Here is a 24,619-nt window from a genome sequence, read left to right as displayed (position 1 = left end):
CACGCTGATGCGCCATACCCGATTCAAGCCCGCCCGCCGCCAGGGCGGTTTTACCTTGCTGGAAATGCTCGCCGTGATCGTGCTGCTGGGCATCGTCGCGACCATCGTGGTACGCCAGGTCGGCGGCAATGTGGACAAGGGCAAATACGGCGCGGGCAAGGCCCAGCTGGCCAGCCTGAGCATGAAGATTGAAAGCTACGGCCTGGACGTCGGCTCGCCGCCCAAGACCCTGCAGCAACTGGTCGACAAGCCGGGCAACAGCGCCGGTTGGGCCGGGCCGTATGCCAAACCGTCGGACCTCAAGGACCCGTTCGGCCATGCCTTCGGTTATCGCTTCCCCGGTGAGCACGGTGCGTTCGACCTGATTTTCTACGGCCAGGACGGCCAGCCCGGCGGCGAAGGCTACAGCGCCGACCTGGGCAACTGGGAATAACCCACGACCATGGCCAACGCCCAACGCGGCTTTACCTTGATGGAAATGCTGGTGGTGATCGTCTTGATCAGCATCGCGGCCGGGTTGGTAGGGTTTGGCCTGCAACAAGGCCTGCGCGCCGCCAAAGAGCGCCAGGCCGTCGGGCAGGTGGTCGAGGCATTGCGCAGCACCCGGGCGCGGGCAATTGTCAGTGGCACCACCGAAAGCACCGTGTTCGATTTGCGCAACCTCAGCGTGCAGGCGCCGGGCCGTCCGAAAAAGTATTGGCCGGCCGGGCTGCAAGTGACCCTGCACACCGCCGAGCAAGCCGGCGCTGCGGTGGATTTCTACCCCGATGGCAGCTCCACCGGCGGCCACGTGTTGCTGGCCAACGGCAGTCGGCGTTGGCGTATCGACATTGGCTGGCTGACCGGCAGCGTGCAGTCCAAGGCCTTGCCATGAAGCGCCAGGCGGGTTTTACCCTGCTGGAAATGCTCGCCGCGCTGACGCTGATGGCGATCTGTAGCACGGTGCTGCTGGTCGCCTTCGGCCAGAGCGCACGCTCGTTGTTGCAGGTGTCCCACAGCGACCGCCTGACCCATGCCGCCTTGAGTGTGATGGATCAGGAAGGCATGGGCCCGTTGGCCAGCGGCACACGCCAGGGCGAGTTGGACGGTATCGCCTGGCAACTGCGCATCGCCCAGCAGCCCAGCCGCGTCGGCCAGGCGCATCTGTTTCGCCTGGACCTGACCGTCAGCGAAGGCCCGCGCCAGGCCAGTTTCAGCACCTTGAAACTGCGCGCTGCCGGCGTCGGGGCCGGCTTGTGAAGGCGCGTCAGCAGGGCTTTACCTTGCTTGAGATCATGATCGTACTGAGCCTGCTCGGGGTGTTGCTGACCCTGGTCGGCGGCGCCTTGCTGGGGGCCAATCGCGCCGTGCTCAAGGCCCAGCGCTACACGGTCAGCCTGGATGAAATGCGTGCCGCGCAGCAGTTTTTGCGCACGGCCATCAGCGAGGCGTTACCGCTGGATGTGACCGAGGATGACAGCCAGACCGATGGCTTTTTTGCCGGTGGGCCGCAGCGTATGCAGTTTGTCGCGACCTTGCCGGGTGTGCTCGGCGGCGGTATCCAGCGCTTCACCTTGGAGTTGGTGGGGCCCGAATCGCAGCGCGACTTGCAGGTGGCGTTCGCGCGGTTTGAGTCTGAGGCACTGGTGAGTGTTCCGGCGGCGCGCAGTGAGCCGCAGGTGTTGTTGAAGGATGTCGAGGACCTGCAATTCAGCTATCGCGGCGTGTCGCCCAAGGGCCAGGCCACCGGCTGGATCAGTACGTGGCCGTGGACCAAGCGCCTGCCTTACACGGTGCGGATCGACGCACGGGTGAATGGCCCGGTGCCGTGGGTAACCCAGGTGGTTGCCTTGCGCCTGAACCTGTCCGGCGGGGCGCCCGAATGATCCGGCATCAACGCGGCGTGGCACTGCTGCTGGTGCTGTGGGTGCTGGCCTTGCTCAGCCTGTTGCTCGGCGGCCTGGCCGGCTGGGTGCAACTGGAAACCCGCCAGGCCGCCTGGCACCGCCAGCATACCCAGGCGGTGCTGGCGGCCGAGGCCGGGGTGGCGTTGGCGATGCAGGCCGTGGCGGACCCGTTGCAGCGCAAGCAGTGGATTGCCGACGGGCGTGAAATTCCGCTGGTGTTCGACGATGCGCAGCTGCACGTCAGCCTGCACAGCGAGCGCGGCAAGTTGTATTTGAACAGCGCCGAGGTGGGTGATTTTGCCCGCCTGGCCCTGGCCTGCGGTGCGACCCAGGCCCAGGCCAACCAACTCGCCAGAGCCCTGGAGGTGCGGCGTAACCAGGGCCTGGCGCCGTTTCGGGTGGTGGAAGAGGTGCGCCAACTGCCGGGCATGACCCAGGCGCTGTACAGCGAGCTGGTGCCCGAGATCAGCCTGTGGAGCGGCCTGGACCGGCCCGATCCGGCATTCGCCAGTGCCTTGATGCGCCGCGCACTGAACCTGCCGCACCAGAGCGCGGTGGGTGCCGATCCCGGCGACGTGCTGGTGGTCAGCAGCCGTGCCCAACGCCCCGGCGGTTACCACGCCCAGGTGCAAGCCACCGTGTTATTGAGCCCCGCGCAAGGCAGCGCACAACCTTATCGAGTCCTACGTTGGCAAGAATGAACGAACAGTTAACCGCACGGTTTCAGGCGCTGGCGCAGCCCATCATCCAGCGCTGGCGCGGCAGCCTGCTGCAACTGGGCTGGCGCCTGTGGCTCAAGGAGCTGCGTGGCTGCCTGCCGGCGTGGTTGTCGTTTGCCGATATTCCCGAGCATGTCTACGCCTGGCCGCTGACCGCGCCGGTCGAAAAGCTGCCTGGCGAAGCGCGTCAGGTGCTGGTGCTGCCGCCTGAAACAGTGTTGGTGCAAACCCTGCAATTGCCCCCGGCGGCGGCGCGCAACCTGTCGACGGTGGTCGGCTATGAACTGGACCGCTTCACGCCGTTCGACGCCGCCCAGCTGTACTTTGTCGCGCGCCAGGAGCGCCGTACCCCCAAGCACCTGCACGTCACGCTGGTGGCGATCCTGCGTGAGCGCCTCGACCAGATCCTCAATGACTGCGCGGCCCTCGGCTTGCAGCCCCATGCCGTGGATGTCGCCGATAGCGCAGGCAAACCCATGGGCATCGACTTGCTGCCGGCGCCGTTGCGTCCCCGCCAGCGTCCCCAGGGCAAGGGCCTGCAACGCAGCCTGCCGTGGTTGTGCGGCGCCTTGCTGATTGCGGCGATGCTGCTGTGGCTCAACGACCGCCAGCGCGTACTCGATGCCATGCAACACAGCGTGCGCGAGCAGAAAGCCCAGGTCGCCGAGATCCAGGCCCTGCGCCAGCAACTGCTCAATACCCGTGGCGCCGCCCAGTACCTGATTCGCCGCAAGGCTGCCCAACCGCCGTTGGCGGCGCTGCTCAACGAGCTGACCGCGTGCCTGCCCTCGGACACCTGGCTCGACCAGTTGGAAGTCAATGACGGCGCCGATGTGTCCTTCTCCGGGCAGAGCGCCAAGGCCAGTGCCTTGATCACCCGGATCAAGGGCTGCCACAGCCTGGAAAACGCCCAGTTCGAAGGGGTGATCCAACCCGATGCGCAAACCGGCAAGGATCAATTTTCCTTGCGCGCCCACCTGCACCAGGAGGCCGCTGATGCGCCGACCACTGACACCCCGTGAGCGCCGTGGCGCGGCCCTGATCGCCCTGGCCCTGGTGCTCGGCGCTGGTTACTGGCTGTTGATCGACAGCTGGTTCGCCGGCCCGTTGCGCTCCATGGGCGAGCAAGCCGAGCAGCTGCGTGAACAGCAGCAACGCTACGCCGGTGTGTTGCGCCAGGGCGACAGCCTGCGCCAGCAACTGGAGCAAGCGCGGCAGGACCCGGCCAGCAGCACCAGCCTGTTGCCCGGCGACGACCCGAGTGCGGTGGCGGCGGACCTGATGCAACGCATCGCCGACCTGATCAACAGCCGCGCGGGCCTCGGTGGCGGTTGCAGCCTGACCCAGCGCATGCCCATCACTCCGGAGCAGGACGACGCCGAGCCCTATCGCCAGGTCAAGGTCAGCCTGACCCTCAATTGCGCCATCGAACCCTTGACCGCGATCCTGCATGAGCTGGAGTACCAGCGGCCGTTTCTGTTCGTCGATGAGATGAGCATCCGCCGCCCACCGAACGCCCCCGCCAGCGGCGGCGCCGGGCAACTGGTGGTGCACTTGTTGGTGCGCGGTTACCTGCAACCGGCCTCCGCCCGGCAGGTGCAACGATGATCAATGCATTGCGTCCCCTGGAATGGCTGTTGCTCGGTGTGGCCGGGCTGTTGGGCCTGCTGATGGTCGGCATCCTCAGCAGCATCGGCGATGCGCCGCAGTGGTTGCCGGCGCCGGACCCCGATGCGCGCGCCAACACCGCCGCCAAGGTGCTGGTGGCGCCGAGCGCGACCCTCGAAAGCCTGGCCGGCACCTGGCAAGCGCCACTGTTCAGCCCCGACCGCAGCCCCGACCGTGCGGTGGGCCAAGCCGCCGTCTCCAGCCTGTCGAGCCTGGTGCTGACCGGGATCGTCCTCGACGGCGACCTGCGTGTGGCGCTGCTCAAGCGTGCCGATGGCCCACCGCTCAAAGTCCACCAGGGCCAGACCCTGCCCAACGGCTGGCGCCTGGAACACCTGACGCCCCGCGATGCCCGCTTTGTACTCGACGGCCGTACTCAAATCCTGAGCCTGCGGGCCCTGCGTTTGCCGCCGCCGTCCACCACACCCCCGATTACCCTTCCTCACGAGTCCACCCCTTGATCGATACCTTCCCTGGCGCCTTGCGCACCACCGCGTTGTGCCTGGCCACCGCCGTTTCCCTCGGTGGCTGCGGCACATTTCCCGAGCATCTCGACCCGGACGAGGCCCTGCTGCATGAGGCGATGCAGGGCACCGGTTCGCAACGCCCACCCGTGGACCCGGCCAGCGAACAGGCACCGGTCGACAGCGGCCAACCCCAGGCGAAGACCCCGCCCCAGCGCCAGTTGATACGCGGCAATCAGCAGTTCGTGCGCCAACCGGCAGCGGTCTCGGCCGCCAAGGAGGAGGGCAGCGGCGACATCGTGTTCAACTTCTCCGATCAACCGATCGAAGCAGTGATCAACAGCGTCATGGGCGACCTGCTGCACGAGAACTACAGCATCGCCCAGGGCGTGAAGGGCAATGTCAGCTTTTCCACGTCCAAGCCGGTGAACAAGCAGCAGGCCTTGTCGATTCTGGAGACCCTGTTGTCGTGGACCGACAACGCCATGATCAAACAGGGCAACCGGTATGTGATCCTGCCGGCCAATCAGGCCGTGGCGGGCAAGCTGGTGCCGGAGATGCGCGTGTCGCAGCCGTCCAGCGGTTTGTCGGCACGCCTGTTTCCGTTGCGTTATATCTCGGCCACCGAGATGCAGAAACTGCTCAAGCCGTTCGCCCGCGAGAATGCCTTCCTGCTGGTGGACCCGGCGCGCAATGTGCTGAGCCTGGCCGGCACCCCCGAAGAACTGGCCAATTACCAGGACACCATCGACACCTTCGACGTGGACTGGCTCAAGGGCATGTCGGTGGGCGTGTTCGGCCTGCAACGCGCGTCGGTGGCCGAGCTGATGCCCGAACTGCAAAAAATGTTCGGCCCCGACAGCGGCATGCCCCTGGCGGGCATGGTGCGTTTCTTGCCCATCGAGCGGACCAACTCGGTGGTGGCGATCTCGTCGCAGCCGCAGTACCTCAGCGAAGTCGGCGACTGGATCCACACCATCGACGAAGGCGGCGGCAACGAGCCGCAGATGTACGTCTACGACGTGCGCAACATGAAGGCCACCGACCTCGCCAAGTACCTGCGCCAGATCTACGGCACGGGCGCGATCAAGGACGACACCCCGGCCAAGGTCGCCCCCGGTTTGCGCACCGCGACCCTGTCCTCGCCGGGCACCAACAGCACCTCCGGCAGCACGCCGGGTGGCCTGAGCAACAACCTCAATGGCAACCCACTCGCTGCTGAGGACGAGGAGCAGGAGCCCGACGCCGAGCAGGACACCGCTGAGCAGGGTGCGAGCGAAGACGCCCCGGCTAAAAGCCTCGACGCCGGCACCCGCATCACCGCGCAAAAAAGCAGTAACCAACTGCTGGTCCGCACCCGCCCGGTGCAGTGGAAAGAGATCGAGTCGGCGATCAAACGCCTCGACAACCCACCGCTGCAAGTGCAGATCGAAACGCGCATCCTCGAGGTCAAGCTCACCGGCGAACTGGACCTTGGCGTGCAGTGGTACCTGGGCCGCCTGGCGGGCAATTCCACCAGCACCACCGTGGGCAACACCGCCGGCAGCCAAGGCGCGTTGGGCGGCGGCGGGGCAGGGTTGGGCGCGACGGATTCGTTGTTCTACTCCTTCGTCAGCTCCAACCTGCAAGTGGCCCTGCACGCTCTCGAAACCAACGGCCGCACCCAGGTGCTGTCGGCGCCGTCGCTGGTGGTGATGAACAACCAACCGGCGCAGATCCAGGTGGGCGACAACATCCCGATCAGCCAGACCACGGTTAACACGGGCACCTCCGACACCACCTTGAGCAGTGTTGAATACGTGCAGACCGGGGTGATCCTCGACGTCGTGCCACGCATCAACCCGGGGGGCTTGGTGTACATGGACATTCAGCAGCAGGTCAGCGATGCCCAGGACCAGCAGGCGTCCAGCAACGACACCCAGGCCAACCCGCGTATCTCCACGCGCTCGGTATCCACCCAGGTCGCGGTGCAGAGTGGGCAGACGGTGTTACTGGGCGGGTTGATCAAGCAGGACAACGCGGAGAGCGTCAGTGCGGTGCCTTACCTTGGGAAAATTCCGGGGTTGCGCTGGTTGTTTGGCAATACCAGCAAGTCCAAGGACCGCACGGAATTGATTGTGCTGATTACCCCGAGGGTGATTACCAGCAGCAGCCAGGCGCGGCAGGTGACGGATGACTATCGCCAGCAGATGCAGTTGTTGAAGCCGGCGAACTGAAGGGCCGCGGGGAAAAATGTGGGAGGGGGGGCTCCCGATGGGGGAGTGTCAGTTGATGCATCTGGTGGCAAGGCACTGGTGCAGTTGGGGCGGCCGTTCAACTGCTACGACTTCAGCCAGTACCCGCTGGATGACCGTTGCGGATGAGATTGAGCGTTGGTTTGTGGAAGGGGCCGACAAGTGGGCAGAGCAAGGCCAGTGCATAGAGATAGGTGTTGGGCGGGCGCCTGCACTAGTCCGGCGTTACTCCTGCAACTGCAACGCCTGCTGCTTGAGCTGGCGTTTCTGCGCGAACGGCAGCTTTTCATCATCCCCATAGGGCGCGCTGTACCAGTTGCCATAGGTCGGGTTGGGCAGCAAAAACCAGCGCTGCCCGAGCCAGTTCACATAGGGTTCGACCGCCTTGCGCTGGGCCTCGAGGGTGTTGTGTTCGGCCTGGACGAAATCCCCCAGGGAATCACCGGCCATCAACAGCACGCGAGCCTGGCTGGCGACCCATTGGCGGCGGCAGTTCTTGCCGTAGCCGGCGCTTTCGCAGTGCCCGGTAGGCGTGCTGGCGGCGAGCACCTGTTGATTGCTCTCCACCGGAAAACCGCGCAGGCGCAGGTTGGCCACAGTGGCCGCGACCTGGCTGTGTTCGCGGTTGGTCAGGTAGTAAACCGTGATGCCTTTTTGTTGTGCCGCTTGCAGGAACGCCACGGCACCGGGGAGGGCCTGGGCATTCGCCTGGTCGACCCAGGTGTTCCAGCGGTCGTAGCCATACACCTGGTTATTGATCACGTCGCGGGCATTGAGCGGCACGTTGTCCAGCAGGGTTTCATCAATGTCTACCACCACCGCCGGCGGCAGGCCGCTGAGGTTGCGTGGGGGGAAGGGCAGCGCGTCCCAGCGGGGATCGGCCAGCGCCACGTCGAGCTGGCGGGTGGCATTGGCGAAGACCTGGCGATAGATCAACTCGTGTTCGATGGAGGTCTGGGTCCAGAGTACGGCGTCGAGCTGGTCGTTGGCCGGCGGCGTTTGTTGACAGCCTGCCAGCAGGCACAGGCTGGCGAAAATCAGGGGTCGCATGCAGAGGTCTCGCAGGGAAAGGGCGCGTGGGCGGCACATTAGCCTAATCCCGCGTTGATGCACCACCGTCTTCAGCCTGGGCGCCGATGACTACTAAAACAGCCCGCCGTGGGTGATGCACGGCGGGCTGCTTTTTTACTGCGCTCTGTACTGGGGGCGCAGAGCCTCGTCAATCATCCAGTGCGGTTGGCCAGTCCAGATGCGTCTCGGTTTCCGTCAGCAACGGCTGCTCGCCATCGATCAACGGCCGCAACAGCGCATGAAACATCATATCCCCCAGGAACGGCAGCGGGTCGCGCCTGGCCATCAGCTCGGCGAACACACGGCCAAATGGCAGCGCCCCGGCTTCGGCGAGGTAGGTCAGGGCCAGGCGTTCGGTCAGCGACAGGCCGTCCTGGGTGCCCGGCAGTTCCTGCAACTGACGTAACAGCGCCGGGGCCAGCAAAGGCAGGGCGGGGTGTTTACCATGGGCAAGCTTCGCCAACTTCGTCGGTGAGCTGTCGCAATAGGCCGACCAGGCCTGTTTGGCCAGTTGCACCGCATCGTCACCGATCAAGCGCCGCTGTGGCCATAGCCACGCCAATACATCGGGCGCCAACTGGCCGATACCGATAAAACGCTCGACACCGGGGATACGATCCACCTCGATCAGCTCCAGCTTGGGCGGCATCTGCTCCAGGCCGGCCAGGGCACGGATCAGGAACAACTGGTCATAGGCGTCCGCCTCGCACCACAGCACGCTGTGCTCGGCGCTGGCCAAGGAGTGGAGCTGATCGTATTCATCGTCGACGCGGCGCGTGACGTCCGCTGCGGGCAGGGCAAAGGTCTGGCTGATGAAAGCGCTGCGCAGGGCGCGGAATTCTGCGGTGGGTACGTCGCGCACCGGGCCCATGCATAGCGGGTCGCTCAGCATGTGGAAGTGGCCCTTGAACCCGGCAATCTGAAGGCTATGGGCAATGTCATTGCCGCAGCGCCAGTGGGTGGTGCGTGCTTCGTCGCTGGCGGCAAAGTCGGGATGGCGGGCGGCGAAGTCAATGGCGTCGACATGGGCCTTGAGCTTGGGCCAACTGCTGAAACCCAGTTGCCTGGCGATCTCCCACTGAGCCTGGGACAGGGTGGCGCTGGGGTCCTGGGTTTTCAGCTGCCGCAACAATTCCTTGGCGCGCTTGCGCTGCTGCTCAAGGTTGAGACGGCCATCGGTGTTGGAGGATACAGGGCGTTGCGACATACGATCTCCTTGCACAAACCTTTTCCGCTTTAAGGTTGGGAGTCGTAGAAATGAGGTGGAGCCTGACTGTCTTGGGCGCAGCCCTTTCCGCGGAAGGTGGCGTAGAGAGCGCCAGGCGGGAAATATAGGCACTGCGGCGTTTGATTGCAAATCAGGCTTGGGATCAAAGCCGTACTCTTTTTGGGGTTGGTACGGGATTAAATGTGGGAGGGGGATTTGCCCCCATGTCAGTCAGTGAAGACGTAGAAAGGGCCAAAAGTAACCTGTGGTGAGGGAACAAGCGCCCTCGCCACAGGTACGCTGTTCTGGATTATTTGTCCTTGCGTGCATCCATGGTTTTCTGGTGCTCGGCCAGGAACGGCTGCTCTGCCGGATCGAAGCGATCAATCCCGGCAGTAAAACGATGCCAGTACGGATACAACGGTTGGCGCCGTGTCACCGCTTCAATGCGCGCGAACTGTTCTTCGGTGAGTTTCAACTCTGTGGCCGCCAGGTTGTCGCGCAGATGCGCTTCAGTGCGGGCGCCGACGATCAGGGAGGTAATCCCTGGACGGTCCTTGAGCCAGGCCAGGCAGGTGCGCGCCACCGACACGCCCTGTTCATCGCCCACGGCGGCGAGGGTCTCGATGATGTCCAGCGCACGTTCCTGGTCATGTACGTAGGGTTCGGGCCAGCCGCTGCCCTGGCGGGTATTGGCCGGTGGCTGGTGCCCGCGGCGGGTGGAGCCGGTCAGGAGGCCTTCGCCCATCGGCCCCCACACCAGAGTGCCCACGTGCTGGTCCAGGGCCAATGGCAGCAACTCGTACTCGGCCTCGCGGGATTCCGGCGTGTAGTAGATCTGCTGGGTGATGGGCTTGAGCATGCCGTGCAATTCGGCCTTGCCGAGGGTTTTCATCATCTGCCAGGCAGTAAAATTGCTGGTGCCGAAGTAACGGATTTTCCCCGACCCTACCAACAGCCGCAGGGCTTCGAGGGTTTCCTCGATGGGGGTCATGCCGTCCCAATTGTGCAATTGGTACAGGTCGATATGGTCAGTGCCCAGGCGCTTCAAACTGGCCTCGCAGGCGCGAATCAGGTGGTAGCGCGAAGAGCCTGAGTTATTCGGGTTTTTGTCCACCGGGCTGCGGCCCTTGGTGGCCAGCAGGATATCGTTGCGCTTGTCGCCCAGGGCTTTGCCGACGACTTCTTCGGCCAGCCCATGGGAGTAGAGGTCGGCGGTGTCGACCATATTCACCCCGGCGTCGAACGCGATATCGAACATGCGCCTGGCCTGGGGCACGTCTACCGACCCGCATTTTTCAAACTCGGCGCGACCGCCAAAGGGCACGGTGCCGAGGATGATTTCGGATACCAGCAGGCCCGAATGGCCCAGTTGTCGGTATTGCATGTCGTCTCCTACTTAACGTTGAACCTGAAGTTCTGAACGACGTGGGTGACGATAGTTTGAATTTTTTCATGAAAACTTCCCGCGCGGGCCTCACCATTACGCCCAACAGGTTTTAAGAGGAACACCGCGTCCATGCGCGCACTGATCGAGACCCACGCCCTCACAAGGCAGCCGATTTTTTGACGAAGAACGCGTTGGACCTGTCGGGTGGCGAGGCCTAGGTGGTCTCGCTGATCCGCACCCTGCAACTCAACCCCGAGGTGCTGCTGGACGAACCCACCACCGCCCTCGACCCCACGACCTCGACCAGGCCCGGCGCATGAGCGACATCCACTGGCAGATGAGTGCCGGGGTGTTGAGCGAGGCGGCCCAGCCGTGAACTATCAGAACCTCACCGCCCTGGACATGGGCATCGCTGCTTCGCTGATCCTGGTCAACGGTGCGCACCGCGGTGCAACTGTTGGCCATCGGTTACCTGCTGGGATGGGTGTTCGAGTTCGCCTACTGGTATGTGGTACTGCCGTTGATGTGCGCAGTGACCCTGATCGCCGGGCTGTCGGCGGCGGGGCGTGGGCGTCGCACGTACCGTGGGCAAAGGGTCGACAGCATCCTAGTTCTTGCAGGGATTGTTTGCAGGAAAATCCTACACTCAGGTCGCTACTTCGAACTTGAAACTACCTATCCGTTCGGCTAGCTATTTGTCTGTGAAGTAATCTGTTAGCGTTCAAGTATTCTATGTCGAGGATAGGGGGCTTCAGAATGGAACTCGCAGATATTGGTGGTACGCCACTTATAGAGTTGAAAACACTCTCGATAAATGGCAACAAGGTTTTTTCTAAGTGTGAGTTTTTGAATCCCTCAGGAAGTCACAAGGACAGGACTTATCTAAATATTGTTAGCCGATTGGAAGAGGCCGGCGTCATTTGGCCGGGCATGACCTTGATAGATTGTTCTACCGGGAATGGTGGAGCAGCACTTGCGTGGATCGGAAGGCTAAAAGGCTAAAAGGCTATAAGGTTAAAATCTTTATGCCAGAAGGTATGACTGAGGAACGGAAAGCTCAAATACGCTCTTATGGGGCTGAAATAGTTGAAACGCCAAGAGAAGGTTTTTTATCAGAAGCCGTACTCCGAGCCAAACGTTATCAAGCGGAGAACTCGGCGAGAGAAAGTTATTTTCTGGATCAGTCCAGCAATTTATTGAACAGGCAAAGTTGGAAGGTCTGTGGTGAAGAAATAGTACGGGACCTGAAGGTGCATGGCGTAGTACCTGATTTTTTTGTTTGCTCGATAGGCACGGGTGGAACGTTTTCTGGTATTGCTGAGGTCTTGAAGCGAGAGTACAGCGAAATTAGAACCGTAGGGCTTGAAGTCAATAATTCTGCTCCATTGTTTGCAGAAAGGCATCACTTGGCTTTTGAACATCGCCCTCATAATTTAATGGGGCTCGGTGCCGGAGTCTTGTCAGCTAATACAATCTCTGAACTCGTTGATGAGGTCCGAGTGATTGAAGGCTCAGACGCATGGGCTCGAATGAAGCTCTTTATTGACGAAGAAAAAATCCCAATTGGCCCGACCTGTGGTGCGAACTTGCTGGTCTGCGATGAGTTTGCACGAACATTCCACAAAAAAAATATAGTCACCTTGTTTTTTGATAGTTCATGGAAGTACGCAAGTCGCTGGGATGGTGTTTATCCAGAATACAGTGAGGTGAATGATGTTACTTGAAGAGGTTTATAGGAATGCCAGAGTTGTGAACTCTGGTGCAGCATTGACTACCGTAAACGAGTTTACTGATCAAATTCCGGCATTAAGGCCGGAGGTATTAATGGAGGTGGCTCAAGAAATCGTTAGGCTCATGGATTTTAATGTTTCAAAAATTGTAACTGAAGAAGATAAAGGTGCTGCGCTTGCTACGACGGTCTCTTTGCTTACAGGTATTCCTATGGCAATGGCGAGATGGTATTCCTACAGTCTGGGGGTATCAATGAGCAGGTGGTTAATGTGCAGTCAGAGTATTTTCAAGGAAGTATGTATCTTAATGGCGTTAATGCTGGTGATCGCGTAACTATTATTGATGATACGTTGAGTACTGGTGGTGCAGTGATTGCGCTGGTCAATGCAGTGAAAGGTGCTGGTGGCGAATTAGTGGACGTTATTTGTGCCGTTGAAAAGGTGGGGAATAATGGCGCTGAAAAGGTTAAAAAACAAACGGGTATTGATGTGAAAACCATTATGAAAATAGTGGTTAGAGACGAAGGTGTGAACGTGATTTCATAGGTCGGTATTTTTTCGGTTGATAGATATGCTTAGGGTGGGCGTAATAATTGGCTTGGTGTTTTGCTTGCTCAGTGCAGCATTCGATGTGTATGTCGCTTATGTCACGCAATCGATCAATACGCTGATCGTTGTTTTTTATTGTTTTGCAACGTCGGCAGTGTTTTTTATCGTGTGCGCACTGTATCGCGATGCAGGTTCTTTGGTTTCAAAGTTTAGATCCTGTTGGCCGTTTGTCTTTATCGTCAATATTGCAGTTCTACTCAACTGGGGAGGCCTGTTTTACGCGTTGCGTTATTTAGAGCCAGCAGTGGTCGGAGTCGCCTCAGTAGCCTGCGGCCCAGCCTTCACGTTGATTATCTCGCTGCTGACTAAACGCGGTGCTAAGGCTGCCTTCGCAGATACGCTGGTTTCATGTCTGGTGCTCACGTCGGTAGGGATCATGTTGTTCAATTCATTTGCCGGTGACAGCGGTGTGGTCGCTACTACCGTGGAGGAGCGACTGTTGGGTATTGGCAGCGTCATGGTTTGCGCGTTGGGTACCGTCATTTACACGGTTTTCTCCAAGGAGATGTTCGCTCGCCATTGGTCTGTCCATGAAATACTGGCTGTCAGGAGCGTGGCGATGATTGGTGTCTGCGTCATCGCAATTCCTGCTTCCGAGGTGAGTTTTTCGCTCGACCGCGAATTGATTCTGCCGATGGTGGTTCTGGTTGTGATCGGGCATTTGTTGCCGATTTACCTGATTCAGAAAACCATCTACTACCTCACACCCATCCATGTCTCCCTGGTTTTGCTGACACTTCCTGTCTTTGTACTGTTACTCCAATACCTGGATACCAGAGTGGAGTTTTCCATGGCCAGTGTGGTGGCGGTCAGCGTCATTGTGTTGTTGCTTTCGGGTCGGGCGATGTATGCAATCAGGAAGGAGGCAACATGATTAGAGTGGTCGTGGTTGATGGTTTCTCTTCGGGAAAATTTGTGGCGAAGCGGTTGAGTGAAAAAGGTTGTGTGCTCATGCATGTGGCGTCAACGGGAGCCTTGGAGAGTTACTACTACAAGGGCTTCGATCCTTCGATTTATGAGCAGATGATTGTCAATAGCAATATGACGACTACCTTGGCGGGCGTCGAATGCTTCAAGCCTGACTTCATCATCGCCGGTGCCGAAACCGGTGTGCTCCTGGCTGACCTATTAAATGAAGGACTGCAACTGCCCTATCGTAATGACTTCGACAGGACCAATGCCCGCCGAAACAAGTACGACATGATTCAATGTGTCTCCCAGGCTCAGTTGCCCGCACCCCGACAGTTCGTTGCAGGCAGTTGGGCGTTAGCCGACGGCTGGATCAAAGACCATGGGCACTTTCCTGTCGTGGTAAAACCCCTCGACAGCGCAGGCGCCGATGGTGTGTTCATCTGCGCGGATAGGCAGGCCTGCGAGACTGCGGTGGGCAAGCTGTTGGGAGCAACGAATAAGTTGAACCTACCTAATACGCAGGTGCTGATTCAGGAGTACCTGGCGGGGACGGAATATGTGGTGAATATGGTTTCACTCAATGGTCAACAGCTTGTTACCGAGGTCGTGAGGTACCAAAAACAGCGCACAAAAGAGGGCGGCGTACTCTATGACATCGATGAGTTGATCGGACCTGACTCATCGGTTTACCCGGTGCTGGTGGATTACACTCGGGCAGTGGTGCGGTGTCTGGGTATTCGCAACGGCCCCAGTCATGCAGAAGTGATGTTCACCGCAGAGGGGCCGAAACTGGTAGAAGTTGCTGCACGAACCGACGGTATTCTGCGTCCCGGTGTATCCAGGCAAACCACCGGTCTGGGGCAGATTGAAGCTGTGGCTTTATCCATCGCCGAGCCGGAGTTTTTTGCACAATTGCTGGCAAGGGAGGCCGACTATCCACTGTTGCAACATACCTATAATGTCTGCCTGATCAACCGTTCAAATGGCTGTTTCGATAAGGATCTATTTTTGAAAGAGCTGCTCAAACTTGAGTCGTTCTTCGATGCAGTTTTCTACGTCGACAATGGACAACAAATGGGTGCGACGCAGGACGTGTTCAGTCAGCCGGGGACGGTGTATCTGGTTCATGTCGATCCTAAGGTGATCGCCGCAGATTACCTTAGGATTCGCGCACTTGAGGTCGAGGGGGGGTATCTGACCGAAAGCGGGTAGGCCTTACTCCACGTCCGCCACGCCAAAATCCAGCACCACCTTCATCGCCTGAGTCTTGTCCGCCGCCAGTTCAAACGCCTGCACCGCCTGTTCGAACGGTACCGTGTGGGAGATCACCGGGCGCACGTCGATGATCTGGCGATTGAGCAAGTCCACCGCCTGGGCAAATTCGCTGTGGAAGCGGAAGGTGCCGCGCAGGTCGATCTCGCGGCTGACCAGCAGGTTCAGCGGCAGCGACACCTCACCGCCCAAGCCGACAGTGACCAGCACACCGCGCGGGGCGATGCAGTCCAGGCCATTACGCAGGGCCTGGGCGCTGCCGGAGACTTCGAACATCACCTCGAAGTAACCCTTTTCGGCGGTGTAGCGCTTGAGCGCGTCGACGCCGTCGACGATGTTGTGGGTGCGCGTGGCGCCCATTTTTTCCGCGCAGGCCAGGGCGCTGGCGGACAGGTCCACCGCGACGATTTCAGCGGCACCGGCGGCGCGCAGGCTGCCGATCAGCAGGTTGCCGATGGGGCCGCAACCGGTCACCAGCACGCGCTTGCCGAACACTGCGCCGGCCCGTTGGATCGCATGCAACCCCACCGACAACGGCTCGGCCAGTGCACCTTCGGCGAGGCTGACGTGATCGGCCAGCACATGGGCCTGATGCGTCTCGATCACCAGGCGCTGGCGAAACGCGCCCTGGATATGCGGGAAGGGCATCGCGCTGCCGTAGAAGCGCATGTCCAGGCAATGGTTGGGCAGGCCTTGATGGCAATAACGGCAAGCGCCGCATGGACGCGACGGCGATACGGCAATGCGCTGGCCGACCTTGAACCGGCCGGCGTCCGCGCCCACGGCGTCGATCACTGCCGACACTTCATGGCCGAGCACCATCGGCTCGCGCAGGCGCACCGTGCCGAAGCCGCCGTGCTGGTAGTAGTGCAAGTCCGAGCCGCAGATACCGCCGCGGGCGATGCGCACGCGCAGTTGCTCGGGGCCCAGGGTGTGGGGTTCGTCCTGGGGGCTGACCCGCAGGTCTTTTGAGGCGTGGCAGACAATGGCGTGCATAAGGTTCTCCAGGGTTACAGCGACGCGGTGATGCCACCGTCGACATAGAGGATATGACCGTTGACGAAACTCGCGGCATCGCTGGCCAGGAACACCGCCGCACCGGCCAATTCGGCGACGTCGCCCCAGCGGCGGCTCGGCGTACGTTGCACCAGCCAGTCGCTGAACTCGGGGTTGGCCACCAGGTTGGCGTTCAACTCGGTCTTGAAGTAGCCGGGGCCGATACCGTTGACTGTCAACCCGTGCGGGCCCCAGTCGATGGCCATGCCCTTGGTGAGCATCTTCAACGCGCCTTTGCTCGCCGCATACGGCGCGATGCCGGGGCGGCCCAATTCGCTTTGCACCGAACAAATATTGATGATGCGCCCCCGCTTGCGCGGGATCATCGCGCGCGCCACAGCCTGGCCCACGAGGAAGGCGCTGTCGAGGTTGGTGCTGATCAGTTCGCGCCAATGCTGCTCGCTGTAGTCCTCCAACGGCCCACGGCGCTGCATGCCGGCGTTGTTCACCAGGATGTCCAAGGGCCCGAGGCGTTCCTCGATAGCGGCCACGCCGACTTGGATCGCCGCGCTGTCGGTCACATCGAACGCTTGGGTATGCACCTCCAGGCCTTCAAGGGTCAGCAGCGCGGCGGCGTCGCGCAACGTGCTGCGGTTACGCCCGTTGAGCACCACCCGCGCACCGGCCTGGGCCAGGCCTCGGGCGATGGCCAGGCCGATACCGGCACTGGAGCCGGTGACCAGCGCCAGCCGGCCATCGAGGCGAAAGGTGTCTAAAACGCTTGGCATGGGCATATTTCTCCGGGCGTGCTTGTGATAATCAAAACGTTGGCTGATGGGCTTAACTTCACGCCGGTATAGGGCGCAGGTCCAATGTTCATTTATGATCGGCTGATCAATATCCGTGATAACCGGGGAGGCTGGATGGAACTCAAGCACTTGCGCGCCTTTGTGGTACTGGCCCAGGAGCTGCATTTCGGCCGGGCGGCGGCGCAGTTGTCGATTGTGCAACCGGCGCTGAGCATGCAGATCAAGCTGCTCGAAAGTGGCCTGGGCGTACGCCTGCTGGACCGCAATCGCCACTCGGTGACCTTGACCGATGCCGGTCGGGTGTTCCTGCCCGAAGCCCAGGCGACCCTGCATCAGGCCGCGCGGGCGGCGGATGCAGCACGAGCCTCCAACCGGGGGGAAATCGGCCGGGTGCGCCTGGGCTTTGTGTCGTCGGTATTGCCCCAACTGTTGCCCGAGTTGATCCGCACGGTGCATCAGCGCTACCCGCGGATCGAGCTGGAGCTCAAGGACATGCCCGGCCCTGATCAAGCCGCCGCGTTGAAAAATGGCCGCCTGGATTTCGGCTTGATGCGGCTGCCCGCCGCCTACCCTGGGGTGCAGACCCGCGTGGTGTTGCGCGAGCCGTTCTGCGTGGCCTTGCCGATGGATCATCCGTTGGCCACGCAGGATTCGATCCAGCCCGGTGACCTGCTCGACGTGCCGGTGTACATCCTCGCGCGGCGGTATGCGCCGGGGTTCTACGACGAATTTATCCAGGCCGTGGGCATCCCCCTGCAGATCGCGTCCGAACTGGGCGAGTTCACCACCATGCTCGCGCTGGTCTGCGCCGGGTTGGGCGTCGGTGTATTGCCACAGCAGGCCGCGCGGGCGTTACCAGCCCATTGCGTTTCGCGGCCGCTGGTGTTGGGAGCGTTCCAGGCCAGCACGGGATTGGCCTGGACCGAGTTGGACAGCGCAGTGAAGACCACGCTGTTTACGCTGATCGTCGAATTGTTTGGCGAGTGATTGTTTCACCCGCTGAAATGCAGGATTGTAAAACCTGGTAATTCCAGTGATCGGCGCCGCATCAGGGCATTCAACTTGAGGTGATCACCATGAACCCCGTCGAACAATCCCCCTGGCATGCCGGCGAACGGCAGTTACAAGCAGCGGTCGGCGTGGCCGAGCGCATGGCCGTGGTCGGGCCCAAGGTGATACGCGATCACCTGCCGGAGCAGCATCGGGATTTCTATCCCTTGTTGCCGTACCTGGTGCTCGGCGTGGTGGATGAACAGGGGATTCCCTGGGCGACCCTGATTGAAGGCGCGCCGGGGTTCGTCCACTCTCCCGATCCTTATACGTTGCAGATAGACAGCCTGCCGTCTGCCAGCGACCCGGCCCGCGCGGCCTTGCACAAGGGCGCCGCAGTGGGCCTGCTCGGCATCGACCTGAACACCCGTCGCCGCAACCGTATGAACGGCCGTGTCGGCGCGCTCGATCACGATGGCCTGTCGGTCGACGTGGTGCAGAGCTACGGCAATTGCCCCAAATACATCCAACTGCGGCCGGTCGATGGGATCGCGCGTAAACCTGGCACCCAGGTCGAACGCCTGGGCAGCCTCGACGCCGCTGCCGAAAGCATGATCCGCAACGCCGACACCTTCTTCGTCGCCAGCTACGTCGAGGTCAACGGTGAACGCTCGGTGGACGTTTCCCATCGCGGCGGCAACACCGGCTTTGTGCGCGTGGAGGGCAATGTGCTGACCATCCCGGATTTTGCCGGCAACCTGTTCTTCAACACCTTGGGCAACCTGGCGACCAACCCGGTGGCGGGGCTGTTGTTTATCGACTTTGAAACGGGGGATGTGCTGCAGATCGCCGGGCATACCTCGCTGATCCTCGACGGCCCTGAAGTCGCCCGCTTCGAAGGCGCGCAGCGGTTATGGACGGTGACCGTGGACCACGTGGTCCGCCGCCCGGCGGCGTTGGCGTTACGGTGGCAGTTCGCGGAGTTTTCGCCGTTCAGCCTGGCGATGGGCGGTTGGTAGCGTCAGCGTATTTATCCTGCTCGACGTAGCGCTGCCGCGCAGCAAACGGGGACCTCTGTGGCGAGCGGGCTTGTGCCGCGTTGGGCTGCGAAGCGGCCCTGATGAAGACGAATGCGGTGTATCAGGTACGCCTCTGCGCCTGGTTTTGGGGCTGCTGCGCAGCCCAGCGCGGGACAAGCCCGCTCGCCACAGGAATGCGGTCGCCTGAAATTGTGTATGCAAGACTCACGACGTCAGGGTGAAATTTTAACCCTTTTAAATCAGTAAGTTATTTGAAGTTAAGAGCTGTCGAGCTTTAGCTCGACAACTCCCACTGGGGCTCTGCTGTGCTGCTTGAGTTTGCGCTGTGTGATCAGGCCGCCGGGCATTCCCGGTTAAGGGCTTCATCCACCAATAACTGCGCAATCTCGATCATCTGCACCACTGCCAGCACCTGCCTGCGGTGGTGACTGTCAAGACGTTCGGCGCAGTCGTACGCGCAGACTGTGGCCGATTCAAGCATCTCGCTGGCGTTACTCAAGGCGGCTTCCGTACTCAGGCCGGGACGGACGGTGAAGATGACATCGGGGGGTATTTGCGGATTGTCATCCGAGGTGGATGGCGGGGGATTGGGTGTGACTTTCTTCATGGCGAAGCTCCTATGAATGAGCACCTCCATTTCGCTACCACACGAAGTCAGGAGGCGACTGTACACGGGGTGGTAGACCGGTCATAGAAACCCGGCAGGCCGAAGCCTCCCATGCACAGCCGCCACAAAGCAGCCCGCACAAAAAAACGCCCTTGAGCGTTTTGGGGTCTATGAAAGAACTGGGCTACCACACCCATTCGCTGAATTTGCAGCGACCCGCGAAGGTTAGCGGCGAGGTGGATCAGACGCAACCCGAAAGTTGCGTAAGAGCGGTCCGATGGACCTGCTCATCGTCATCACCCAAAGCCCTCTCCTGGAGACGTAAGACTTTTAACGTTAGCCTTGCACTCCTACCGACAACAAGGACGCGTCATGCAACCCAAGGTCATCAATCCCAAGAGCGTATTCAACTCCTTGCAATACGGCTTCAGCCAAGCCATCGAAGTGCCTGATGGCCGGCGTATTCTGCTTTCCGGCCAGGTAGGTGTGGACGCCCAGGAGCGTACCGTGGGTCCAGGCATGGCCGAGCAAACCGCTACGGCGTTGGACAATATCGAAAAGATCCTGGCCGAGGTCGAGGGTGACTTGTCCCATGTGGTGATGCTGCGGCTGTATATCGTCGAATCCGCGCGTGATCAGCAGGAACTCATAGCCCGGGCGCTCCGTGAGCGCTTCCCCCATAACCCGCCGCCGTCGTCCTGGATTATTGTCAGTGGGCTTTCGTTGCCGGAGTGGTTGATCGAAATAGAGGCGGAGGCGGTGGTTCCACCGAAATAAGGCCACAAAAAGCCTGTTCACCCCAAAACCTGTTTGCCATGATCAAGCGGCTCACTGTCCCCACGCCCCGCCCAGCGCGGTACAAGCACACCTGATACGCAGCTATCAGCGTGACGCAGGGATAAACGCGACACTGCCCTCGTCACGCTTGTGAAACAGCCGCTCGCCATTGTCCGGCCGGGTCGTGATCACCTGATGATCCGCACCCAAATACGCCAGCGGCGTCGGATCGTCCTTGGAGAACTGCGCGACGATGATCGTACGTTGCGGGTCAAAGCCTTGGCCGCTGGTTTTTTCCAGCCAGGCCATGAAGGCGGCTGTGTCACCCTGGCGGGGAAAGTCCTGGGTCTCGGCGATGTAGTAGAACGGCTTGCCGCCATTTTGCAGGTACATCGGGACCTTGTTGTCGACTTCCACCAGCACCATCTGCCATTGGTTCCAGGGCGCGCTTTTCACGGCCTCGGCTTGCACATCTTCGGCGAAGCGGGTCACGCCGCCGTTGCCGTTAGACCAGGGATAGGCCACGCCGAGTATCAACAGCATGAGTGCGGCAGCGATCCCCAGACCCTTCTGCCAGCGCGGCCAGAGGGCGGGCTTTTTCAACACGCGCTCGCTCAGCCACCACGCCGCCAGCAATTGGGCAAAGGGCACCAGCGGCAGCACGTAGTAGCTGCGCCGGCTGCCGCTGGCGGTGAAGAACACAAACAGCAGGCCCAGGCCCCACACCAGCCAGCGCGCGTTCGGCGCGGTGTGGCGCCAGTGCCGCACGGCCAGCCACAGGCCGAGCAACCAGCACGGAGTCCAGGGCAGCGTGTAGGCGGGCAGGTAGATCAGGTAGGTGTAGATCGGCCCCATATGGTCGAACGGGTCGAAGAAACGCACCACGTTTTCCCGGAACACCAACGCCAGGCCGCTCGCGCCATAGGTCGGTGCGCCGTAGACGTGCGACAGCACGAACGGCACCGCATACACTGCGGCGGCGATCAGCACGGCCAGCACCAGGCGCAGATTGAGGTGGCGCTTGTAGCGTTGCTCGCCGAGCAGGTGCGGCAACAGCACGAGGCCGGGCAGCACAAAGCCGATCAGGCCCTTGAACAACGACGTCAGGGCCAGCAACAGGAAAAACACCGTGTAGCGCCACAGCCGCGTGTCGTCGGGGCCACGCCAATACCAGGCGACGGCCGCCAGCACGCCGCACACGGTGAGCACATCCGCCGTGGCCACGCGTGCCCAGAACAGGAAGTAGAACGTGGTGGCGAGCATCCAGCCGGCGATCAGCCCCGTGCCCTTGCGGAACAGGCGTTCGCCGATCAGGTACACCAGCCACACACTCAACCACGCGCCGATCACCGACGGCAGGCGCAACGACCAGGGACCAAGGCCCCCCATCAGGTGGGCCGCGCCGGTGATCAGCCAGTAGGAGGGCAGGGGTTTGTCGTAATACGGCAGGCCCTTGAGGTACGGGTCGAAATAGTCACCGCTCTGCAGCATCTGCAAGGCGATATTCGCCCAGCGGGTTTCCGGGCCCCACAGGTCACGCGCGCCCAGGCCGGTGAGCAGCAGCAGGGCCGAGACGCCCAGCAACAGCAGCAGGGCGCCGCGTTCGGTCTTGAAATAACCCGGCATCATGGCGCCTGCGGGTAGAGGATAAGTTCCAGGTAGCCCTTGTGATAGCGTTTGCCTCCGGGCGGCAATTGCCCGGCCTCGCGCATTTCACTGGTGCTGTTGACCCGCAGCAGCACGCCGACCGAGCCGTGCTGGCGTGCTTCTTTGAGCCAGCCCTGAACCTGTTCCAACCCCACTTTGCGTTTTACGGCACCAGCGTACTGCAAGCCGTAGCGCAACTCGCCTTCGGTGTCATACAGCACCACGTCGGCGCGTTGCAGGCGCCAGGCCAATGCGCTGGCGCTCTCCAGTTCATTGCTCAGCAGTGCGTGGGTGTGCTGCAACTCATCCAGATGCTCCAGCACAAATTGGTCGGGCATTTCGTTATCCGCGATCTGCGCCGGCATGCTCGCCGGCAGCAGGATCACCAGCAGGCCGATGCCCAGGGCCGGCATCGCCCACAACGTCAGCGGACGCAAGGCCTGCAGCAGGTTGGCAAGGATCCAGCCCAGCAGCACGATAAACGCCAGCGACAGGCTGAACATCTCGGCATGGCTGTTGCTGTACAGCGGCCTGGCGATTTGCAGGTAGATCAGGCCGACCATGGCGGCCATGCCGATCACGAAGTTGAACAGGCCATTGAGGCACAGGGCTTGGGTTTTGCCTTGGCTGACCAGGTCGCTCAAGGTATGCCCCATCAGCAACGCCAGGGGCAGCAGGCACGGCATGATGTAGGTCGGCAGCTTGCCGTTGCTCAGGCTGAACAAGCCCAGGGGCAACAGCAGCCAAAGGGCCAGGAAGGCGATCGCCGGGTGGCGCTTTTCTTTCCAGGCCTGGTGCAGGGTGTTGGGCAGCAGCCCGGCCCACGGCAGGCAAGCCACCGCCATGATCGGCAGGAAGAACCACCAGGGCCGCACGTGTTGCGCGTTATCGGCACTGAAGCGGCGGATGTGTTCATTCCAGAAAAAGAAGCGCCAGAAATCCGGTTCCTGAGTGTGGACCGCCAGCACCCAGGGCAAACACACCAGCACGGCCACGCCGATTGCCAACGGGCCATACCGCAGCAGCTCGCCCAGGCGCCGTTGCCAGAGCATATAAGGCACGGCAATCAGTACCGGCAGCGCCCACGCCAGGAAACCCTTGGTCATGAACCCCATGGCACAGGCGAATCCCAGCACGGCCCAGGCGCCCAGACGGCTGCGCAGGAGGCTGCTGTCGAGGGCAAACCACAGCGCCACCAGGCTCAGGTTGACCCACAAGGTGAATTGCGGATCGAGGTTGGAGTACCCCGCTTGCCCGGCCACCAGGCCAAAGCTCAGGTAGAGCAGGGCGCAGGCGAAACTCTTGCGTGGGTCGTTCCACAGGCGGCGGGCGATCAGGTACGCAAGCAGCACGCTCAACCCAGTGGTCAGGGCCGAGGCGATGCGTACACCGAACAGGTTCTGGCCAAACACGGCCTGGCCCAGGGCGATCAGCCAGTAACCGGCAGCGGGTTTTTCGAAATAACGGATGCCCATGAAGTGCGGCGCCACCCAGTTGCCGCTCAGGAGCATCTCCTGGCTGATCTGGGCGTAGCGGGTTTCATCCGGTATCCACAAACCGTGCAGGCCCAGGGGCAATAGATAAAACGCGACGAAGGCCAGTAATAACACCGGCAGGGGTTTCAGGCGGGTCATGAAAACGTCACTCCCTGACGCCTGATGGTAGTTTTTTCAACTAATGAAGTAATGGCGAAAGTCGTCACAGCGTTCACTAAGTAACAGGAAATAGTCATAACGACCTTAATTAAAGGGCGCAACTAAACATGCCAGAACAGGGCTGTCTTTTTGCTGAACATAGGCCGTAGGGGCGGGAAGGGAATGACTTAGATTTGTTTAAGTGCGGCTGGCCAATCCTGGTTTTTCATGATGCCCAGGGCCTTGAACTTGCCGTTGGCCAGCACCTGTACGAACAGCGCGCTGCCGTACTCGGAAAACTTGGCGTGGGGGAAGCCCAGGGCGGTTTCGAAGTCGGCAATGCAACCGCTGTGGGTGACGAAGACGAGGTTGCGCCCGGGTGCTTTGTGGCTGAGTAATTCTTCGCCCATGGCCGTGCCGCACACGGCCTGCTGGCCGGAGGTCAGCTCGTTTTTGCCGAACATGAAACGTAAGGTCTGGGCGGTGCGAATGGCTGGACTTGCGAGCACGTCGCTGCCATCCATACCCAGTGTTTTAAAGGCTTTCCCAAGTTTTTCAGCGTGTTGGCTGCCATTGATCGTCAAGCCTTCCACCGGCCCCAGGCATGGATTGGACGAGCGATCGCAACGCTCTTCATGGCGTACCAGCACGATCAGGTCGCCATCGCGCCAGAGCGGCAGCACCTGGGAACTCAACAAGCGATTGCCCACGCCCAGGTCTTGTGGTGATGAAGGCCAGAACAGGCTGCCGGTAATGAGCAAGGCGACCACCACGATCCCCAGCCAGAGGGTTTGCCAACGCTTCAGAAAGGCCCGGCGTGAGCGTGGTTTGGTCAGGGTAAGGTCAACCACTTCATTCACCATGGTCACTGTCGGCAATATTGTATTCATGAGGCGCAACTTGTCGGCGAGTGCCCGAAGTGAAGCGGGAGGCTGTCACAGGGCGGCTGTCTTTTCG

General features: G+C 61.1%; 26 protein-coding genes and 2 pseudogenes. 19 read left to right on the top strand and 9 right to left on the bottom strand.

Annotated elements, in window-relative coordinates:
* Window positions 1–7: 7 nt before the first annotated feature.
* From gspG to gspD, 9 genes are read left to right on the top strand one after another with little or no spacing between them, the layout of a single operon-like run.
* Entirely contained in the window at window positions 8–433 is a 426-nt protein-coding gene (gene gspG, locus FBY10_RS11405) for a type II secretion system major pseudopilin GspG (RefSeq protein WP_024076412.1), read from the top strand.
* Between the two features lie 9 nt (window positions 434–442).
* Window positions 443–874, top strand: a complete 432-nt coding sequence (locus tag FBY10_RS11400; protein WP_131698252.1) for a type II secretion system protein — start codon at window positions 443–445, stop codon at window positions 872–874.
* Entirely contained in the window at window positions 871–1,239 is a 369-nt protein-coding gene (locus tag FBY10_RS11395; RefSeq protein ID WP_131698251.1) for a type II secretion system protein, read from the top strand. The genes FBY10_RS11400 and FBY10_RS11395 overlap by 4 nt, the downstream gene beginning before the upstream one ends.
* Window positions 1,236–1,865, top strand: coding sequence for a prepilin-type N-terminal cleavage/methylation domain-containing protein (locus tag FBY10_RS11390; protein ID WP_145336249.1), 630 nt, complete (start codon window positions 1,236–1,238; stop codon window positions 1,863–1,865). The genes FBY10_RS11395 and FBY10_RS11390 overlap by 4 nt, the downstream gene beginning before the upstream one ends.
* Window positions 1,862–2,587 carry a general secretion pathway protein GspK gene (locus tag FBY10_RS11385; protein ID WP_145336247.1) on the top strand — a complete coding sequence of 242 codons (726 nt, stop codon included), beginning with the start codon at window positions 1,862–1,864 and terminating at the stop codon, window positions 2,585–2,587. The genes FBY10_RS11390 and FBY10_RS11385 overlap by 4 nt, the downstream gene beginning before the upstream one ends.
* Window positions 2,584–3,627 (top strand): type II secretion system protein GspL, encoded by a 1,044-nt coding sequence (locus tag FBY10_RS11380; RefSeq protein WP_145336244.1) that lies wholly within the window; start codon window positions 2,584–2,586, stop codon window positions 3,625–3,627. Before FBY10_RS11385 ends, FBY10_RS11380 begins: the two co-directional genes overlap by 4 nt.
* Window positions 3,602–4,213, top strand: coding sequence for a type II secretion system protein GspM (gspM, locus tag FBY10_RS11375; RefSeq protein WP_131698247.1), 612 nt, complete (start codon window positions 3,602–3,604; stop codon window positions 4,211–4,213). Before FBY10_RS11380 ends, gspM begins: the two co-directional genes overlap by 26 nt.
* Window positions 4,210–4,734, top strand: coding sequence for a general secretion pathway protein GspN (locus FBY10_RS11370; RefSeq protein ID WP_145336242.1), 525 nt, complete (start codon window positions 4,210–4,212; stop codon window positions 4,732–4,734). The genes gspM and FBY10_RS11370 overlap by 4 nt, the downstream gene beginning before the upstream one ends.
* The gene (gene gspD, locus FBY10_RS11365) at window positions 4,731–6,953 is read left to right on the top strand and encodes a type II secretion system secretin GspD (protein ID WP_145336240.1); all 2,223 of its coding nucleotides are present in this window, start codon (window positions 4,731–4,733) and stop codon (window positions 6,951–6,953) included. Before FBY10_RS11370 ends, gspD begins: the two co-directional genes overlap by 4 nt.
* 243 nt (window positions 6,954–7,196) lie before the next feature.
* On the opposite strand, the gene FBY10_RS11360 is transcribed toward gspD, so the two are convergent.
* The 3 genes from FBY10_RS11360 to FBY10_RS11350 all read right to left on the bottom strand — a co-directional run bounded on the left by FBY10_RS11360 (window position 7,197) and on the right by FBY10_RS11350 (window position 10,636).
* Window positions 7,197–8,021, bottom strand: a complete 825-nt coding sequence (locus tag FBY10_RS11360; RefSeq protein ID WP_145336238.1) for a 5'-nucleotidase, lipoprotein e(P4) family — start codon at window positions 8,019–8,021, stop codon at window positions 7,197–7,199.
* 169 nt (window positions 8,022–8,190) lie between these two features.
* Window positions 8,191–9,249: a DUF1835 domain-containing protein gene (locus FBY10_RS11355; RefSeq protein ID WP_145336236.1), complete on the bottom strand. Its 1,059-nt coding sequence runs from the start codon at window positions 9,247–9,249 to the stop codon at window positions 8,191–8,193.
* Window positions 9,250–9,559: 310 nt separating this feature from the next.
* On the bottom strand, window positions 9,560–10,636 hold the full coding sequence (locus FBY10_RS11350; RefSeq protein WP_145336234.1) for an aldo/keto reductase: 1,077 nt from the start codon (window positions 10,634–10,636) through the stop codon (window positions 9,560–9,562).
* A gap of 164 nt (window positions 10,637–10,800) precedes the next feature.
* On the opposite strand from FBY10_RS11350, the pseudogene FBY10_RS11345 reads away from it, so the two are divergent.
* From FBY10_RS11345 to FBY10_RS11320, 7 genes and pseudogenes are all read left to right on the top strand, one after another.
* Window positions 10,801–11,015 (top strand): annotated as a pseudogene (locus FBY10_RS11345) (ABC transporter ATP-binding protein); the annotation flags it as partial.
* Window positions 11,012–11,261: pseudogene (locus tag FBY10_RS11340) on the top strand (ABC transporter permease); the annotation flags it as partial. The pseudogenes FBY10_RS11345 and FBY10_RS11340, both read left to right, overlap by 4 nt.
* Before the next feature lie 134 nt (window positions 11,262–11,395).
* Complete coding sequence (locus FBY10_RS31695) at window positions 11,396–11,641, top strand: pyridoxal-phosphate dependent enzyme (protein ID WP_256663434.1); 246 nt, start codon at window positions 11,396–11,398, stop codon at window positions 11,639–11,641.
* The gene (locus FBY10_RS11335) at window positions 11,617–12,363 is read left to right on the top strand and encodes a pyridoxal-phosphate dependent enzyme (RefSeq protein WP_256663433.1); all 747 of its coding nucleotides are present in this window, start codon (window positions 11,617–11,619) and stop codon (window positions 12,361–12,363) included. The genes FBY10_RS31695 and FBY10_RS11335 overlap by 25 nt, the downstream gene beginning before the upstream one ends.
* Before the next feature lie 231 nt (window positions 12,364–12,594).
* On the top strand, window positions 12,595–12,915 hold the full coding sequence (locus FBY10_RS31690) for a hypothetical protein (protein ID WP_256663432.1): 321 nt from the start codon (window positions 12,595–12,597) through the stop codon (window positions 12,913–12,915).
* A gap of 55 nt (window positions 12,916–12,970) precedes the next feature.
* Complete coding sequence (locus FBY10_RS11325) at window positions 12,971–13,852, top strand: EamA family transporter (RefSeq protein ID WP_256663451.1); 882 nt, start codon at window positions 12,971–12,973, stop codon at window positions 13,850–13,852.
* Window positions 13,849–15,102, top strand: a complete 1,254-nt coding sequence (locus tag FBY10_RS11320) for an ATP-grasp domain-containing protein (protein ID WP_145336230.1) — start codon at window positions 13,849–13,851, stop codon at window positions 15,100–15,102. Before FBY10_RS11325 ends, FBY10_RS11320 begins: the two co-directional genes overlap by 4 nt.
* A 3-nt stretch (window positions 15,103–15,105) precedes the next feature.
* Here FBY10_RS11320 and FBY10_RS11315 read toward each other — a convergent pair whose 3' ends face one another.
* Together FBY10_RS11315 and FBY10_RS11310 are read right to left on the bottom strand one after the other, a co-directional pair.
* Entirely contained in the window at window positions 15,106–16,158 is a 1,053-nt protein-coding gene (locus FBY10_RS11315; protein ID WP_145336227.1) for an L-idonate 5-dehydrogenase, read from the bottom strand.
* A gap of 14 nt (window positions 16,159–16,172) precedes the next feature.
* Window positions 16,173–16,946 (bottom strand): glucose 1-dehydrogenase, encoded by a 774-nt coding sequence (locus FBY10_RS11310; protein WP_145336225.1) that lies wholly within the window; start codon window positions 16,944–16,946, stop codon window positions 16,173–16,175.
* 135 nt (window positions 16,947–17,081) lie between these two features.
* On the opposite strand from FBY10_RS11310, the gene FBY10_RS11305 reads away from it, so the two are divergent.
* The gene (locus FBY10_RS11305; RefSeq protein ID WP_131698283.1) at window positions 17,082–17,954 is read left to right on the top strand and encodes a LysR family transcriptional regulator; all 873 of its coding nucleotides are present in this window, start codon (window positions 17,082–17,084) and stop codon (window positions 17,952–17,954) included.
* 89 nt (window positions 17,955–18,043) lie between these two features.
* On the top strand, window positions 18,044–18,976 hold the full coding sequence (locus tag FBY10_RS11300) for a pyridoxamine 5'-phosphate oxidase family protein (RefSeq protein WP_145336223.1): 933 nt from the start codon (window positions 18,044–18,046) through the stop codon (window positions 18,974–18,976).
* Between the two features lie 352 nt (window positions 18,977–19,328).
* On the opposite strand, the gene FBY10_RS11295 is transcribed toward FBY10_RS11300, so the two are convergent.
* The gene (locus tag FBY10_RS11295; protein ID WP_145336221.1) at window positions 19,329–19,604 is read right to left on the bottom strand and encodes a DUF6124 family protein; all 276 of its coding nucleotides are present in this window, start codon (window positions 19,602–19,604) and stop codon (window positions 19,329–19,331) included.
* A gap of 372 nt (window positions 19,605–19,976) precedes the next feature.
* Here FBY10_RS11295 and FBY10_RS11290 point away from each other — a divergent pair, with 372 nt between their 5' ends.
* The gene (locus FBY10_RS11290; RefSeq protein WP_131698213.1) at window positions 19,977–20,381 is read left to right on the top strand and encodes a RidA family protein; all 405 of its coding nucleotides are present in this window, start codon (window positions 19,977–19,979) and stop codon (window positions 20,379–20,381) included.
* A 105-nt stretch (window positions 20,382–20,486) separates the two neighbouring features.
* Here the strand turns inward: FBY10_RS11290 and FBY10_RS11285 are convergent, their stop codons facing one another.
* The 3 genes from FBY10_RS11285 to FBY10_RS11275 all read right to left on the bottom strand — a co-directional run bounded on the left by FBY10_RS11285 (window position 20,487) and on the right by FBY10_RS11275 (window position 24,525).
* Window positions 20,487–22,007: a glycosyltransferase family 39 protein gene (locus tag FBY10_RS11285; RefSeq protein WP_145336219.1), complete on the bottom strand. Its 1,521-nt coding sequence runs from the start codon at window positions 22,005–22,007 to the stop codon at window positions 20,487–20,489.
* Window positions 22,007–23,662, bottom strand: coding sequence for a lipid IV(A) 4-amino-4-deoxy-L-arabinosyltransferase (gene arnT / locus FBY10_RS11280; RefSeq protein ID WP_145336217.1), 1,656 nt, complete (start codon window positions 23,660–23,662; stop codon window positions 22,007–22,009). The genes FBY10_RS11285 and arnT overlap by 1 nt, the downstream gene beginning before the upstream one ends.
* Before the next feature lie 188 nt (window positions 23,663–23,850).
* Complete coding sequence (locus tag FBY10_RS11275; protein WP_131698282.1) at window positions 23,851–24,525, bottom strand: histidine phosphatase family protein; 675 nt, start codon at window positions 24,523–24,525, stop codon at window positions 23,851–23,853.
* Between the last annotated feature and the right edge of the window lie 94 nt (window positions 24,526–24,619).

The organism is Pseudomonas sp. SJZ103, assembly GCF_007828335.1.
In the GTDB taxonomy this organism is placed as follows: Bacteria; Pseudomonadota; Gammaproteobacteria; order Pseudomonadales; family Pseudomonadaceae; genus Aquipseudomonas.
This window is presented reverse-complemented; position numbering and strand designations above follow the sequence as displayed.

What these genes read in the sequence shown, in the direction of transcription:
- FBY10_RS11370 (WP_145336242.1), top strand. Translation starts at nt 4,210, where the DNA reads ATGATCAATGCATTGCGTCCCCTGGAATGGCTGTTGCTCGGTGTGGCC.
- FBY10_RS11275 (WP_131698282.1), bottom strand. Translation starts at nt 24,525, where the DNA reads ATGGTGAATGAAGTGGTTGACCTTACCCTGACCAAACCACGCTCACGC.
- FBY10_RS11360 (WP_145336238.1), bottom strand. Translation starts at nt 8,021, where the DNA reads ATGCGACCCCTGATTTTCGCCAGCCTGTGCCTGCTGGCAGGCTGTCAA.
- FBY10_RS11290 (WP_131698213.1), top strand. Translation starts at nt 19,977, where the DNA reads ATGCAACCCAAGGTCATCAATCCCAAGAGCGTATTCAACTCCTTGCAA.
- FBY10_RS11400 (WP_131698252.1), top strand. Translation starts at nt 443, where the DNA reads ATGGCCAACGCCCAACGCGGCTTTACCTTGATGGAAATGCTGGTGGTG.
- arnT (WP_145336217.1), bottom strand. Translation starts at nt 23,662, where the DNA reads ATGACCCGCCTGAAACCCCTGCCGGTGTTATTACTGGCCTTCGTCGCG.
- gspG (WP_024076412.1), top strand. Translation starts at nt 8, where the DNA reads ATGCGCCATACCCGATTCAAGCCCGCCCGCCGCCAGGGCGGTTTTACC.
- FBY10_RS11310 (WP_145336225.1), bottom strand. Translation starts at nt 16,946, where the DNA reads ATGCCAAGCGTTTTAGACACCTTTCGCCTCGATGGCCGGCTGGCGCTG.
- FBY10_RS11350 (WP_145336234.1), bottom strand. Translation starts at nt 10,636, where the DNA reads ATGCAATACCGACAACTGGGCCATTCGGGCCTGCTGGTATCCGAAATC.
- FBY10_RS11385 (WP_145336247.1), top strand. Translation starts at nt 1,862, where the DNA reads ATGATCCGGCATCAACGCGGCGTGGCACTGCTGCTGGTGCTGTGGGTG.
- FBY10_RS31695 (WP_256663434.1), top strand. Translation starts at nt 11,396, where the DNA reads ATGGAACTCGCAGATATTGGTGGTACGCCACTTATAGAGTTGAAAACA.
- FBY10_RS11395 (WP_131698251.1), top strand. Translation starts at nt 871, where the DNA reads ATGAAGCGCCAGGCGGGTTTTACCCTGCTGGAAATGCTCGCCGCGCTG.
- FBY10_RS11300 (WP_145336223.1), top strand. Translation starts at nt 18,044, where the DNA reads ATGAACCCCGTCGAACAATCCCCCTGGCATGCCGGCGAACGGCAGTTA.
- FBY10_RS31690 (WP_256663432.1), top strand. Translation starts at nt 12,595, where the DNA reads ATGGTATTCCTACAGTCTGGGGGTATCAATGAGCAGGTGGTTAATGTG.
- FBY10_RS11285 (WP_145336219.1), bottom strand. Translation starts at nt 22,007, where the DNA reads ATGCCGGGTTATTTCAAGACCGAACGCGGCGCCCTGCTGCTGTTGCTG.
- FBY10_RS11380 (WP_145336244.1), top strand. Translation starts at nt 2,584, where the DNA reads ATGAACGAACAGTTAACCGCACGGTTTCAGGCGCTGGCGCAGCCCATC.
- FBY10_RS11320 (WP_145336230.1), top strand. Translation starts at nt 13,849, where the DNA reads ATGATTAGAGTGGTCGTGGTTGATGGTTTCTCTTCGGGAAAATTTGTG.
- FBY10_RS11295 (WP_145336221.1), bottom strand. Translation starts at nt 19,604, where the DNA reads ATGAAGAAAGTCACACCCAATCCCCCGCCATCCACCTCGGATGACAAT.
- FBY10_RS11305 (WP_131698283.1), top strand. Translation starts at nt 17,082, where the DNA reads ATGGAACTCAAGCACTTGCGCGCCTTTGTGGTACTGGCCCAGGAGCTG.
- gspM (WP_131698247.1), top strand. Translation starts at nt 3,602, where the DNA reads ATGCGCCGACCACTGACACCCCGTGAGCGCCGTGGCGCGGCCCTGATC.
- FBY10_RS11315 (WP_145336227.1), bottom strand. Translation starts at nt 16,158, where the DNA reads ATGCACGCCATTGTCTGCCACGCCTCAAAAGACCTGCGGGTCAGCCCC.
- FBY10_RS11355 (WP_145336236.1), bottom strand. Translation starts at nt 9,249, where the DNA reads ATGTCGCAACGCCCTGTATCCTCCAACACCGATGGCCGTCTCAACCTT.